Annotated in this window: 18 protein-coding genes; 1 reads left to right on the top strand and 17 read right to left on the bottom strand. The window is 59.6% G+C overall.

Going from position 1 to position 13582, the window contains the following annotated elements; genetic code table 11:
* The 17 genes from HKD27_RS09005 to HKD27_RS08925 all read right to left on the bottom strand — a co-directional run bounded on the left by HKD27_RS09005 (window position 1) and on the right by HKD27_RS08925 (window position 12725).
* Window positions 1–477 carry a phage tail assembly chaperone gene (locus HKD27_RS09005; protein ID WP_194689256.1) on the bottom strand — a complete coding sequence of 159 codons (477 nt, stop codon included), beginning with the start codon at window positions 475–477 and terminating at the stop codon, window positions 1–3.
* Window positions 477–914 carry a phage tail fiber protein gene (locus tag HKD27_RS09000; RefSeq protein ID WP_172493313.1) on the bottom strand — a complete coding sequence of 146 codons (438 nt, stop codon included), beginning with the start codon at window positions 912–914 and terminating at the stop codon, window positions 477–479. Before HKD27_RS09000 ends, HKD27_RS09005 begins: the two co-directional genes overlap by 1 nt.
* Window positions 914–2077, bottom strand: coding sequence for a DUF3383 family protein (locus tag HKD27_RS08995; RefSeq protein ID WP_194689255.1), 1164 nt, complete (start codon window positions 2075–2077; stop codon window positions 914–916). The genes HKD27_RS09000 and HKD27_RS08995 overlap by 1 nt, the downstream gene beginning before the upstream one ends.
* Before the next feature lie 6 nt (window positions 2078–2083).
* Window positions 2084–2656, bottom strand: a complete 573-nt coding sequence (locus HKD27_RS08990; RefSeq protein WP_194689254.1) for an LIC_12616 family protein — start codon at window positions 2654–2656, stop codon at window positions 2084–2086.
* Window positions 2614–2994 (bottom strand): hypothetical protein, encoded by a 381-nt coding sequence (locus tag HKD27_RS08985; protein WP_172493316.1) that lies wholly within the window; start codon window positions 2992–2994, stop codon window positions 2614–2616. Before HKD27_RS08985 ends, HKD27_RS08990 begins: the two co-directional genes overlap by 43 nt.
* Entirely contained in the window at window positions 2987–3562 is a 576-nt protein-coding gene (locus tag HKD27_RS08980) for a hypothetical protein (protein ID WP_194689253.1), read from the bottom strand. The genes HKD27_RS08985 and HKD27_RS08980 overlap by 8 nt, the downstream gene beginning before the upstream one ends.
* Window positions 3562–3987: a DUF4054 domain-containing protein gene (locus HKD27_RS08975; protein ID WP_194689252.1), complete on the bottom strand. Its 426-nt coding sequence runs from the start codon at window positions 3985–3987 to the stop codon at window positions 3562–3564. The genes HKD27_RS08980 and HKD27_RS08975 overlap by 1 nt, the downstream gene beginning before the upstream one ends.
* Before the next feature lie 4 nt (window positions 3988–3991).
* Window positions 3992–4348: a hypothetical protein gene (locus HKD27_RS08970; RefSeq protein ID WP_194689251.1), complete on the bottom strand. Its 357-nt coding sequence runs from the start codon at window positions 4346–4348 to the stop codon at window positions 3992–3994.
* 3 nt (window positions 4349–4351) lie between these two features.
* Complete coding sequence (locus HKD27_RS08965; RefSeq protein WP_231748112.1) at window positions 4352–5419, bottom strand: DUF2184 domain-containing protein; 1068 nt, start codon at window positions 5417–5419, stop codon at window positions 4352–4354.
* On the bottom strand, window positions 5404–5904 hold the full coding sequence (locus tag HKD27_RS08960) for a hypothetical protein (protein WP_194689249.1): 501 nt from the start codon (window positions 5902–5904) through the stop codon (window positions 5404–5406). The genes HKD27_RS08965 and HKD27_RS08960 overlap by 16 nt, the downstream gene beginning before the upstream one ends.
* Window positions 5905–5907: 3 nt before the next feature.
* Window positions 5908–7326 (bottom strand): DUF2213 domain-containing protein, encoded by a 1419-nt coding sequence (locus tag HKD27_RS08955; protein WP_194689248.1) that lies wholly within the window; start codon window positions 7324–7326, stop codon window positions 5908–5910.
* A 65-nt stretch (window positions 7327–7391) separates the two neighbouring features.
* On the bottom strand, window positions 7392–8213 hold the full coding sequence (locus HKD27_RS08950) for a phage minor head protein (RefSeq protein ID WP_194689247.1): 822 nt from the start codon (window positions 8211–8213) through the stop codon (window positions 7392–7394).
* Between the two features lie 3 nt (window positions 8214–8216).
* Complete coding sequence (locus tag HKD27_RS08945; RefSeq protein ID WP_194689246.1) at window positions 8217–9761, bottom strand: DUF1073 domain-containing protein; 1545 nt, start codon at window positions 9759–9761, stop codon at window positions 8217–8219.
* Between the two features lie 7 nt (window positions 9762–9768).
* On the bottom strand, window positions 9769–11253 hold the full coding sequence (locus HKD27_RS08940) for a DEAD/DEAH box helicase family protein (RefSeq protein WP_194689245.1): 1485 nt from the start codon (window positions 11251–11253) through the stop codon (window positions 9769–9771).
* Entirely contained in the window at window positions 11225–11695 is a 471-nt protein-coding gene (locus HKD27_RS08935) for a terminase small subunit (RefSeq protein WP_194689244.1), read from the bottom strand. The genes HKD27_RS08940 and HKD27_RS08935 overlap by 29 nt, the downstream gene beginning before the upstream one ends.
* A gap of 2 nt (window positions 11696–11697) precedes the next feature.
* A complete protein-coding gene (locus tag HKD27_RS08930) occupies window positions 11698–12042 on the bottom strand; it encodes a hypothetical protein (RefSeq protein ID WP_194689243.1) in 345 nt (114 codons plus the stop codon).
* Window positions 12043–12104: 62 nt separating this feature from the next.
* Complete coding sequence (locus HKD27_RS08925; RefSeq protein WP_194689242.1) at window positions 12105–12725, bottom strand: hypothetical protein; 621 nt, start codon at window positions 12723–12725, stop codon at window positions 12105–12107.
* A gap of 95 nt (window positions 12726–12820) precedes the next feature.
* On the opposite strand from HKD27_RS08925, the gene HKD27_RS08920 reads away from it, so the two are divergent.
* A complete protein-coding gene (locus HKD27_RS08920; protein WP_194689241.1) occupies window positions 12821–13513 on the top strand; it encodes an HNH endonuclease in 693 nt (230 codons plus the stop codon).
* The last annotated feature ends 69 nt before the right edge of the window (window positions 13514–13582 follow it).

Below are 13582 nucleotides of genomic sequence, written 5' to 3'. Positions count from 1 at the left end.
TTACCGGGACGGCTGTTTTTCTGGGGTTACTGCCGAGATCAGGGCCGCCGCGAGCGGGGAACTCTGGAAGATCGCGGCCTTGAAAAAACCCACGTGAAGCTTGAACGCCTCCGAGCGAAGATCAGTCAGGGTCTGGGGATCAGAGATGTCCGCTTCGAGCAGGGGGGATGCGAGTTCCGATTTGCCGCGCTTGATCTTCACGCATTGCAGAAGCTGATCGAACGCCTTGTCACAGGCCTCATCGTCCACATTGGCGAAGATGGTCATCGACATGGACGCAATGCCCAGGATGCCTTCTTCCATGGCCTTGCGGACTGCCTGATCCAGCATGGCATCGGACATCTTGTTCGTGCTCTGGATCACGGCCTTGGAGAGGTGCCGGGCCCACTTGTCCGCAGCGAAGGCCGGCATCCGCGTGATGACGAACTTCTTGCCCGCGTCTTCACCAGAGGCGGGGCTCCATTCAATGCTTTTCATCAGATACCTGCCGGGAAGACCTGGCCCCAGAGAAAGGTGAAGGCCCGGGCTTCAAGCACCGTCCCGCCATTCGGAGCCACGGAGCCGGTCATCATGGCGCCGTTCGTGAAAGTGTATTTGCGCGAGGTGGCCGGAATGGTCAGTTCTGCCCCGAGCGAGACGGGCGTCTTGGTCAGGGTCTGCTCTTCCAGGATCGCTTCCATATAGGCCAGAGAAGCGGAAGAGGCCGAGAAGGTGAGGGTCTGACTGACCGGGCGCGGCACCCAGCCGAAATTCAGATGCGCGTCGATGGACATCTGGGATTCCAGCATCTCCAGAGCTTCCTGCTCCCATCCACGGTCCGAGCCCCAGTTCTCCAGAACGATCGGCGCATCAAACAGGGACGAGATCGTCAGCGTGTAGACGGCATTGGCCGAGGTGATGATGTTGGTGGCCATTACTGAACCTCAATCGATGCAAGGTTGATGCTCTGGACGCTCTGGCCGTCGGTGTACCAGAACTTGCAGGGCGGAGAGGTTCGCGCCACCCGGCTTGAAGCCGGTGCGGTTGAGACGTTGGGCTGGAAATACCAGCCGCGCGTCTGGAGCGTGCCGGAGATCGAAATTCCGGCGGCGTTGTTGACCTCAAGAGCCTGTGCGGCGGTAAGGGTGACCCCGGCACGGATCGCCCCGAACGCGAGCCCCTGATTGATCGTGTCCTGCACGGCGGCGGACATCAGCGCATCCCCCTGCACGTTGTAGGGGATCTGACCAGCACTCAGGAGCAGGGTCAGGATGTCGGACTGGAAAGACGCGTTCAGCCAGATCTGGTTGATGTAACTGTCAGCCCAGAGGAACTGCCCCGACACCTTGCCGCCACGCATGAACGTGAAACGTCCGAGGCCATTGGCATGCAGGCCGTAGAAGGAATATCCGTTGGTCGTGAGGGTAGACGCAGTCGTCCCGTCGCTTACCGTCGCAGTCAGGGAGGAGAACTGACGGCCGAACAGATTGTAGCGGCCATCCGTCGCGCTGTAATCCAGCGAGGCCATCCAACCCAGAGCAGCGGCTGCGTCGAGCGGATCCTTGTAGAAGACGGTGGTGCCGTCGATGTCCTGCGTGCCCAGCCAGACGCCGAACGCCGTTGTGCTCCCCTGCGTGGTGGCTTGAGCGTCCGTATCCCAGGCGACATACCAGTACCGGTCCGCCTGTGTTCCAACCCAGGTGGCAATCGCCTGCTTGCCTGCCAGATCCGGTTCGAACGCGGTCGTGAAGCCCGCAAAATTCTGCGTGAGCGCGATCAGGTCCGTCAGATAGGTTGCAAAATCCGCGGTCGCCCCCTCTGCCGGGGCGGCCATTCCCGCGAAGCAGAGCGTGCTTGGCGTGTTCGTTGCCCCCTCGAAGCCTGCGAAATAAATCGCTGCCATCTGGGCTTCGATCGAGGCCGCCCCGAAGGCCGTGACGACATCAGATGCCAGCGTGTACTCGAGCACGGTCCCTGCGGGAACGACGGCCACGTTCTGGGTGATGATGAGGCCATTGATGAACGCCACGCCCCCGGCTGCGGCCAAAGCGCTGGGAGTGACAGAGACGACTTGTGAAATAGGAATTCCGGCAGCCACTGGCTGTTACTCCTGCATTGTGGGACGGTTGGCCACGAAAGATCCAACGGTGAGTTTCGTGGCGGACTGCTGAGGCAGCGTCGTGGTGAAATTGACCTGTGCTTTGAGATCCACCGACCAGGCGTCTTCGTACTGGCGCTCTCCGTTGACGAACTGCATCTGGCGGGGCTCGGACGAGTAGAGCGGGGCGAGTATGCCGCTGTTCGCCGTGAGGAAGTCTGCGGCATAGAGATCGCGCCAAAGGGACTGAACCACAGAGACCGCTTTGCCTGCCCCGTTACCGAACACTGACACCTGGATGGTCAGTTCGGTGGGCTCGACCACAATCCGTTCCGTGGCCGTGTAGGTGCATGAGTTCGTCGCCAGACGCCGGCGCGCGATGAGGAACATGATGCAGTAGGGCCCAATGGGCTGGGCGGTCTGGTTCAGCTGCCCCTGCATGATGTCTGTTCCGGCAGGGAGAACAGTTTTCAGCCATTCCCCAAGTGCCGTGTAAATCTGACTGTCCGTTGGCGCAGTCAGCAGAGTGGAGGTGGCTACGTTGGGGTTGTCTGGCGCGTCACCGCAACTTTGGACCATTCGCCCATTCCCCATTCTTCGAGAGACTGCGTGACAAGCCAGTCGGAGCCATAAAAGTTGATGATGTCGCCACCGCATTGAAGCGGCCGGTTCAGCCCTTTGATGCCACCAATGATGTAGACGGCGCGCATGTCGGAAGACTGGTTGACGCTCTGGATCTGCTGAAGGTCAGACGACGAGAGCGCCTGAACCTCAATCTGCATCGCCAGTTCGATGATCCTGGGCGTCGTGCTGAAATCAGGGTTGTGCGTTACCCCATCCGAGACCTTCAGCACGGCCTCAATCTGAGGATTGACCACACCAGTGGCCGCGCCCGCGATGGCGAAGAGGTTAATCATCGCTCACCTCATACGAGACGCTGTTCAGAAGACGTCCGGACCAGACAAGAACCTTGCCATCAGGCGCAGTCTCTCCCGCTGCTACATCCTTGAGTGCCTGCCAGTAATCACCTGCGCCGTATTCGCCAGTCGGGAACCGCTGCTTGAGCAGGTTGGTGACCGGCGAGTTCGCGGGGCCATCGGTGCTGACGATCTGTTCTTTCACCTGATCCGAGATCATGCGCCCGACGATATCCAGCGCTTTATCCAGATCATATCCCGACTGCTTCAGGGCAGCGCCCATCAGCTTTCCCCACTCAGTTTGATGAGCGACGATTGTCGCGCGCATGAAGGGACGGGGCGGGGCATGTTGTGTCCCGTATTCATCCCAGAACGCTACCTGCGCCACATATGTGCCATCAGGGTAAGTCGCATCGGGGAAGAAGCCGATCTCCACGCTTGGCAGCCGAACCGTTCGGCGGAGCAGGGTGTTCAGGAGGCGTTTGAGTATGCCGCCCTGCGTGGCCTTGCCGTAACCTGCCAACGTCTGCCGCAGCCGATCGGATCCCTGAATGATTGACTTTGCCATCAGGGATAGGTCTGCCCCTCGACATAGGGAATATTGACGTACCGGGCCGTCCGGTATGGAAGCATGGCTTGCCAGAACATTGCGCCGTACTGGGTTTGCATAAACCATGCTGACGAAGCCGTCGTTGGCCCCATGTCGAAAGAAACGGAGACAGAGCCCCGGCTCGCGGAAGACGTGCGCCCGACGACCCCCGCGCCATTCCCGCCTGCACTGACGGGCAGGTTGAGCGTAGCGATATGAGCCGTCAGGAGATAGAGCAGGAGCGTTCGCGTCGCTACGTCCTGCACGACACTGGCGTCCGTGTTGTCGAGATAGAGCAGGCCGCCTTCCATGAAATAGAAGGAAGCCAGATCCTGATCGACGTTAGCCGCCAACGCGGGGTAGCGCTGCGACCATTCGTCATAATCGAATACCGCTACGCCCATGACATCAGGCCTCTACGGGCTTCACGCCCGGAGCAGGCTTGGCGGGGTCCAGCGGCTCAAGGCCGGTCTTGACGCCTTCCTGTTCCTTGGCCTGTCCCTCGGCTTTCGTCGCCGTGGTCTGCATGAAGACGATGCTGTTCTTGATGAACACGCTGTCCTTATGCTTGCCCGACCATTCGGCCCAGACGTCAGCCGGGATGGTCGTAAGACCATAGCTGCCGGTGACGACATGCGGAGCGCCCGGCTTCACGTTCGTCCCCTTGAGGACGAAACGCTGGCTTCCAACCTTGAGGACAAGGCCGTTCGGCATCTTGCAGCCAATCATGACTGCATTTCCGGAGGTTGTCTTGGTTTCACTCATGGATCAGATACCCGCCATCGTTGCGATGCCCAGAGGCATGTAGATGATTGCGCCCCAGGTCCCCTGAGACATCTTCTGTTCCCAGCCCGACAGGCCGGTGACGATAGGATGCGTGCGGAATTTCTCGGTGAACGCGGCCTCGGAGACCTTCTGGCCTTCGATTTCGTCCGCGATCGCAATCATGGACTGAACCGTCATGCCGGTTTCGTCGCCGAACTCGACGGCCTCCACGAAGCGCAGGTTCTTATACTGCTTCGTGATCTGGTCCATCGCGGACAGGCCGAACTGGTTCGGCTTGGTCAGCAGACCGGCGCGCGTCGGGGACAGCCCGATCGTGATCTTGGACTCAGTGGTCACAAGACCTGAGGACTGGGTACGCAGCTCACCGATCAGGGTGATCACGTCATCCGTAGCCTCTTCCGGCGTGGCCGTCGTCCATTCCGTTCCGCCAGCCGTCTTCGTGGAAGCGGTGATGGACGGGGAGAGGGACGGATCGTTGAGATATCCGTAGTTTCTGAGTCCTGCGATACCGTAGAAGTAGCTCTTGTTCTGGAACTTGTTGAGCTTCAGAACGGCGGAACGGCGCAGACCGGCAACCCACTGGAGACGGGCCTTCCCCGCCATCTCGATCTGGCGTTCGCCCCACTGGGCAATGCCCTGATAGTGGTAGGACTGCCGATCCGGAAAGGACGGGTTGAGGCCGAACGTCCCGTTGTTGTTCCAGTCGCCGTAGCTGGAGACCTGACCGGTGCTCTCGATCATCGGGAAGATGGCCGTCGGCGTGGTCCAGTCGCCCTTCTTCACTTCGCCGTTCAGTTCGGCGCCGCGCATCGGGGAGAAGACCACTTCGATCAGCTTGGGATCGACGTAGGTTGCCATGAAAGCAGGGATGCCACCATTCGGCGAGGTGGACAGGACGGGGGCCGCGTCACCGGCCATGGCAGCGAGGGCCATGGCGTCGGTACGGAGAACGTCGTCGCTCGCCAGAAGGCCAGCGCCCTCCGGCATGACGAAGCCGCGATCCCGGAGGATATCAAATTCGGTATCGAAGGGCATCAGTGATGGTCCCATGTGCTGATCTTGATGGTTTCGCCTGCCGCCCCGGTGGAAGCGACATAGAACGGCGTCTCAACGGCCCCGGCGATGGTTGCCCCCGCAGCGCCTGTGCTGACGCTGCCGTCAGTCGTAGAGGCGAACACTTTCTGCCCACGCATGGCAGCCGTGCTGCTGACTGCGTAGAAATCACCGGCGGCAAACAGGGACACCATGTATCCGCCCGGGATGACCATGGACGTCTCATCGTACAGATTGGCGATAAGAGCCTGCAGTTCGCGGTGAACAAAGCCGTCCGGGGCGGCCGTGTTGCCGGATGCCGGAGCGTTCAGGACGGTCTGGCCGTCGGCCTGGATCCACGCGAAGGCGGCAATGGTGACGCCAGCCGCACCGGCGACAAGCGCGCCTTCACCGGCGAGGACGTTGGCGGTCGGGTTGGCGGAAGCGAAGTCGCCCGGCACGCCAATGGCCGGCTCGACGTTGACTCGTGTCTGAAAGGTCATGGGTTAGCCCTTGATCTGAATTGCTGCGAGGCCGGGAAACTTCTTGAAGAAGTCCACGCCGGAGGCGCTATCGGCTGCCATCGGGGCCGGAGCGGATGCCTTGGCCGACTGCCTGGCGTGCTGGTGAAACATGGCGCCGTATGCCGCGCCCGGGATGCCGGTCAGGTCGTAGCCAAGCTGGCGCAGCGTGAAGCGATAGACGCCCTCGGCGCTGTCCATGACGACGTTGCCGACGAACGGCTTAACGGCAGTCTGTGCTTCCGACAGATCGCGCATCCGCTTCATTGTGTTCGCTTCGGCCGTCTTCACGGCATCGGCAATTGCACTGTCCATCGCGGCCTTGTCGGCAGCGCGGCGCTCTTCATCAGCAAGACGGGCACCGGCAGCTTCACGCTCACGGTCGGCGTCTTCCTTGCGTTTGCGCTCTTCGTCCGCCTTGCGGGTGGCTTCGGCTTCGCGTTCCCGGGCGGCTTCGTCCACCTCTTCGTCTTCGCCAGTGACGGACAAGGCGCCCATGCACTTCTCGACTTCATCGTCCGACAGGCCAGCGGCCTTCAGCTTGGCCCGGCGCTCGTCGTCCGTCTGCTCATCAGCGACTTCGGCGTCAACGTTCTCTGCGCCTTCGCTGCCCATGTTCTCGAACAGGGCCAGAACCTGGTCCATGATCTCATCCGGCACGCGGCCGCCAAGCAGGTCGCGGAGGGTATCAACGGCAGAGTCGCGCGTCGTGTCGTCGCAGTCGAGAGCCTTCTTCACGGCTTCGATATCGGCGTCCTGCGCAAGGTACGGGCGCAGCTTGGACAGGGCCGCACGCCGCGTGGCGCGGTTGTTCTTCGGCATGTTATCGTGTCTTTCCACGTTGGGGGCATTGTAAACTTGCGAGCCATCGTCGCCGATGACGGCATTGGGGACGCGAGGCGTACTGACCAGGGCAAGGTGATTGAACTGGATGTCCACCATCTTCAGGGTGTAGGCCTCGCCGCCCACCGTCCCTGTTTCGGGAACAGCGCGGTATCGGTACCCGGCAGAGACGGAGCGCTTCACTCCACTCTCGATGTCGGCGATGGCCTGCTTTTCCCAAACCGAGAAGGACCCGATCAGGTCAGGATCCTTGAACTGGATGTTATCGCCGACCGCACCCACAGTAATCATGTATGGATGGTCGTTGGCGGAAACCGGCTTATGCTCACTCAGGACCGGTTTCCCGGCGAAGGAAGCGGCCGCCGCTCTGAGGGCATCGGCGTCACGGTAGACCTGATAGACCGTGTCCGGCTCAAGCCCGAGCTTTTCTGCGTCCGGGATCTCCCGGCCTCGATACGGCGAGACAATGGCCGCGCTCAGGATGCAGGTCTCAACGAAGAGATGCCCGTCCTGATCCAGTCGCCGTACGCTCTTGTCTAGCGCTATCTTCAGCTCGGCCATGTCATGCGTACCTCAATAAAAAACCCCGCTCGACGGCGGGGCTTGTCTTGGTGATCCGGGGCAGATCAGTCGTTAAATCCGGGTAAAATCATGCGCCACGTGCAGCGGCAATTTATGTCCTGCCCGGGCAAGATCTTCCGGCCATCCCCGTCAACGTCTACGCCCTCCCGGATATCAAACCGCAGTCGGGCACGGCCAGCGGCCACATGCTTCGGGCGAGGTTCCTTCCCGCCGCCCGAGTGCATCCACTCCCCTTCGAACAGACCCATGTCCATCTGCCGCTGTCTGTTTATGGCCGTGGTGATCTTCGAGTTCTGGTCGCGGGCGATGTTTGCCGCCCGTCGCCGGGTGATGCCAAAACGCTGGGTCAGACCGTCCGTGAGTTCCTTCAGATCTCCACCCCGCATGGCAGAGCGCATGACCATCTGGCCCACGTCGGTCAGGTGCTGCTCGGCAATGCTCTTGATGAGCATGACGTTCTCATTGACCGCCAACTGCATGGCCTGCCTGACGCTGGCGGTCGGCTTGAACCGGATCGCCATGCCCGCGTCTTTGAGCGCCTTCTGCATGGAGGCGGTCGAGTTCCGATCAACGCTCGACACCGTGCGGGATGCAAGATCCTTGGCGGTGTCGTCAAACTTCTTGCGCCACCGCTTCGTCAGCCGGTTCATGAGAGACTGGAGCATGGAAGCGATAGAGGCATCCATCGCCATCCCCGCCGCCGCGTCCTGCGTGATCTTAGGAAGCGCCTTACGATACTCCGCCGTGATCCAGTAGCGCAGGCTCTTGTCCATCTCGGAGAGGAGATTGTCCAGCGCCCGCTGATATTTCGCCTCTACCCCGGCGTTAGACCGGATCGGACGGAGTGTCTTCGGGCGCCGAGCCATGCATTACGCCTCTTCGTCGTCCAGATGCGCGGCGGGATCCCCAAGCGTCTGCACGCCGCCCGTCACCGATCCCCCGCCGCCTTCTTCCTCTTCGAGGGGAGGGTAGCCGGGGCCCGACATATCTACACCAGAGAACGGGCTATCTTCGTCGTTGGCGAGGGCCTTGCGGACCTCGTCCTGATCCGCAGCGCCAATCTCCACATAGACGGCCCGCGTGTCAGCGTTGGTCTTTGCAACCGCTGCCTTCGCAGCCGCGTCCATCTGCCAGAGCGGAACGAAGAAGAACTCGATGTCGTGGTCGATCTCGCCCCAGAGGTTCAGCATGCAGGCGTGCATGACGGGCGTCAGGTTCGGCCGGAAGAAGGCCTCCTGATATGCCGTCACGCGGTCGTACCAGACCCGGATCTCACCTTCGGATGAGGCGTTGAGACCAGACGGAGAGATGCCCGAGAACTTCACCAGCGGCATCTGAGCGACGACGCAGATCTGTTCCAGCGCCTGGTTCTGGAGTTTATCGAGACCGGCGAGATTGGCCGAGAGGATCTGGAGTTCTTCCGTTTCCTTGTCGGTCAGGAAGACGCCGCGATTGTCCCTGAACCTGATGAACGATTGGATGCGCCCGATCAGGCCGGTGATCCCAGAATTACTAAACGTTGCTGCCATGTCCGTCTTGAGATTGACGATCGAGCAGCCGTTGATGAGGTCGGACACGGACTGCCGGGTGCGGACCCAGTTGTCCACATACGGCTTGGCAAGCTGGATCAGCGGCAGGCCACCGAAGTTGTAGGACGGCAGCAGCATCTGCCCGGGTTCGCGCGACACGAACCTGAGCAGGCGCGTCGAGTGGACTTCAGAGCCCATCACCCACCAGCGGGAGGGTTTGTAGAAGTCAGCCTGTAACGGCTTGGTCGAATTGTATTCGTTCGGACTGACCCAGACGGGCTCAATCACGACGAGGTCTTTGAGACCGCCGACCTGAAGCGTTTCAGGCGTCAGCAGCAGGGGAGTGGCAAGATCTGCGTCAAGCGACGGGATGCCCGTATCAATGAAGAGCTGCCCGAGGCCGAAATAGCTATCCAACTCTGACAGGCGCTGGAACTTGTCCCGGACATTAAGCCGGGTGAACTCTTTCTCAAGAGCCGCGATCCGATCCTTCTTGTCGCCGTCTCCGCCGCTACGGAACCCGATCCATTCCCGCGTCGCCTCTTCCGCGAGAACCGTGGCGATGTGCCGGTACTCGACGCGCTGGGCCATTTCCGCCAGGCGCGGATAACCCATGAACGCCACACCCTCGGCGATCATGTTGTTCATCGCAGCCGACAGGTTCATCTGCGGCGCGGCGTCTATTGCCATAGGCGCACCGTCTCTCACCACGCCTGCTATCGGCTTGTACGGCGTGAACGTACGCGGCTGAGGGCGGGGACGTGTTACCCGATCTATTTCCCTCGCATCATCCTCGGTAATCGTCAGGACCGTTTTTCGCGCACTCCCCAGAACCGGCTCTTTGCGAGGCTCGCGCGGCAGGGGTGGCTTCTTGCGAAAAAACATGGCGGCCCTAGATCATGGATAGGTCTGTTATCGTGAAAATCATTGGTTTTCGTTTTTCTGGCGCAAACGTCACCCCCAGCGCATCGGCCAGATCAGGCGACCGCACGCCACGCTTTTTCATTGCGTCCTTGCTCTCGACCACCATGCGGCCGGAGCTGTCCAACCCATAACGGACCGTGGACAGTTCCCCGGCGAGGTCTTCCGCGTTTTCCTTTTGGGGGGCCATGAAAGCAGGCGTTCCCTTCATCCATTCGGCCATTTCAAGCCAGAGGTAATCGCGCAGCTTGGCTGGAACCGCATCCTTCAGGTCCAGGTTCTCTGGAGCCTTTTCTGCCACGTTGACGTCTGTCACCGGGAAATTCTGTTCCCGCAGTCGGTCCGCCACACCAGCGCCGATGCCGACCACGTCCACATGGATTTCATCCGCGCTCCACTGGCGGAAGAACTGCGCGGCCATTCCCGCCGTGGTCATGGTGTCCTGTTTGGAGCGAACCTCGATTTGCTCGATCACGTCTCCCGCACGAAGGACGAATGTCGTTCGGTCGTCACCAAAACGCGCCACGTCCACACCCAGACGGCGCGGCCCGTTGCGTTCTCCATCCTTGCGCTCAAGCGCCGCTTCTGTCAGTTCCAGCGGGATCAGGACATCATCGTCCTGATTCGGGAAGTCTCCGTCAGCACGAACCCGGACAACGTTCGATCCCTCGCCATATTTCCGAACCAGATTCTTCCGGTAGGTATCATCCACCAGAGGGCTATCTGAGCAGGAGAAGTGCAAAGCCGTGTAGAGCGCGCGGTCCTGTTTCTGCGATCGGGCGAAGAAACCGCTGTTCTTTGTCGGGTTGCCGACCATCAACAGCCGGGCGCCATGCGATGACAGCGCGCCTTCTGCCACTTCGAAAATCTCATCTGGCACGCCGGAGGCTTCTTCGATCACGAACAGGATGGAGCCGCCTGATGAAGAGCGCTCTACAGCCTTATTGTCGTCAGTGATCTGCACATCCGAGGCATGGAAACCCTGAAGTGCATCAGGAGCCTCGCGCCGGCTTGTGCGTGCCACGGCATACCATTCGGACGGGTTGCCCTTATCTGCCAGCCGGTCCTGCGTCTTGTCGAACAGGTTAGACAGCAACAGCTCAGACGGAAGTCCCATCGTCTTCGACTGCTCATCTGAACGGCGCATCCACTTGGACAGCTCAGCCCAGAGGACGTTGTAGAGCTGTGACGCGGTTGGCGCCGTGCAGGGGATGCGGCAATACTCATAGCACTCAAGGTGCCAGAGGATCGTTGCAGACGTTGCGCCGGACTTGCCGACGCCATGCCCTGCACGGACGGACACTTTGGCGCCCGCCGGGGCAATAGCCTCAAGAAGCTGCCGCTGTTGTGCTGTTGGGTTCAGCCCCAGACGCTGCTGCGCATACAGGACCGGGTCTTTCCGCCAGATACCACGCAGTTTGGCGTAGTCAGTCAGATCCGCTTTCGTTAGGGCCATTTGCCGCCGCCAGTAGAGCGGAAATACCGCCGCCCTTTATCTCTATTGGGCCGCCGTCAGCGCCGGTGTGTTCCTGCGTGATCTTGTCGCCATAGACCTTGGGGGCCCGCTTACTCATCACCCACTTGAGCGCATCAATTTTGACACGGGCAGCGGCAGCCGTCACAGGATCTGCCGATCGTGCTTCGCTCAGGATTTCTGCCTCATAAGCATCGGCAGCGACCTCGCGCGCGCGGGCGTATTGTGTGCTGCGTTCGGCATCAGCCCTGATGTATCGCCGGATCGTCGTCCAGTCCGGCATGTGAGCCATGGCGGAGATATCGCGGATCGTATGGCCTTGCTCTATCAGATCCAGAACATCATCCCAGACTTCGGGAGTGATGGGAGTAGGCGGCGCTCTTTTGGGACGAGCCGGAATAACTTCCGCCTTCTTTCTCGCCATGACTACCTCACCAGATACTTGGCCACGCCTGCTTCGACGCGTCTCGCATCCATTTCGCGTTCAATCGCGCGCCGCATGCGGCAAAGAAGGGCAGGGGAGAGCGAGCCGTCTTTCGTCAGGTTGCAGGCATTGTGGAACACGAAGGGTTTGCACCGGATCAGTGCGCCATCGACCAGGCCGAGATGCAGGGTGTCGGGAAACCCGATCAGGATATCGGCCCGATGCCTGACGGTTCGCGTCGGGAGAACGGGACACAGTGCTGCGTTGCCTGATTGTATTTCCGCAATCACATGAAGCGACCCGCGCCATTTCACCACATCACCGACTGTGATTGTGGTTGCGGCCATCGCTGATTGTCCGGAATAAAATTGGCGCTATGGGCGCAATTCTTCAGTGTTGTCCAACCGTATCAGCCGCTGGGGCCAAGTACAAGCGCTTTGTTCCGCTCGATCCTGTCGCGGATATCCCGGCGTACCTGGGTGTACGCATCGCAGAGCTGCTCAAGCACCAGCGCGCACTGGGCAGAGACGACCTTACGCCCCTGCGTGCCCTTGGCCGGCACCAGAGCTTCCGCCATGGCTGAGAACGACAGTTCCCGTGCGAGCATCATTTCCAGCCGAACATGGGCACAAAGCCCAAGCCGATCGCGGATCATGCCAATCCGTTCAGCAGCATTCCCGCGAGAAATAGCGAACGTATGGACATCGCCCTTCACATAGTCGGAAGGGAGAATATCGTTCAGAATGTCGAGATATCCGTGGTTTGCGAAGACGTAATCGCAGATCCACCATTTCGCTGCCGTGACTGCGGAGCCGTCAATATCGCCTGCCATGTGCAGGGCGTTGACGGTGTTCAGCTTCACCCGCTTCTTGCCCTGCCACTCAAAATCCCCCTTCGCCATCCGCTCGGGCGTTGGGGAATTATCCTCTGCCTTCGCTGGAATGAATGCCGTTTTTCGGACCGTCTTCGGCGTCGAAAACTGGCGGATCGTGTCGCCGAGTCCGGCGCGGGATTTCAGGGCTGCTGGCATGGAGGAATGTTAGTACAGGCGTGGGTAGCTGTACAAGAAGAAAACCATGCTAGCTTTGCCCGTAGTCACTCAGATATGCGCAATGGAGCAATAGTATGAAATTGAGTCAGTCGCCCTTGCCTGCTTGGAAAATACAATGGTTAAATCCTGAGGCAAAAGGATCCGTCGATTTTTTGCCCGACTACAGTGAAAGCCTTGCTGATGGGCGCATCCATTACCACGCCACCACCGTATCTAGATCGAAAATTTTTTCGGCCTTTGTGGCAAGTGGAGATCCCTCATCTTTTGTTTTTTCCTATGGAGGGATTTGTGCCCCCCTAAACGAAAAAACTGGGGTCTACCGAGGAGATGTTAAGCTTAACTATAACAAGATTGAAGGCGCTTCAGAGCTATTTTGGCGCGAAGAAGACGGCGAATGGATTGCCCTTCCAGTTAAGGTAAGCAAAATTGGTGCCGATGAAGGTGAAAAGCGGGAATACAGTTCGCGGTCCGTCGTGCGAAGCAAGTCTCTCTCTGAGATTTATCGACATGCTCTTTCTTCACAAGGCGAATTAGAATGTGCAGCTTGTGGTTTTAAAGGTCTCGCAGAATACGGTGAGGCCAAGAAAAGTTGTTTAGAAGTCCATCATAAATATCCCCTAAGCGAAGGGATGGCAAAAACAACTTTGGACGATCTCATCTTACTTTGCGCAAACTGTCATAGAACAATCCATGCGCTTGGAGATGAGCCTATTGAAAAATTTCTGCGTCGCTTTGAAAAGGCTATCAAGCCAAAATCGATCAGATAATAGCGTGCCCACAAAGCTCCACCGGCTGGCTCTTAACCCATTTTCTAGCCTGTAACGTATTGACACGAA

It is taken from the genome of Gluconobacter sp. R75690 (assembly GCF_015244525.1).
Taxonomy (GTDB): domain Bacteria; phylum Pseudomonadota; class Alphaproteobacteria; order Acetobacterales; family Acetobacteraceae; genus Gluconobacter; species Gluconobacter potus.
This window is presented reverse-complemented; position numbering and strand designations above follow the sequence as displayed.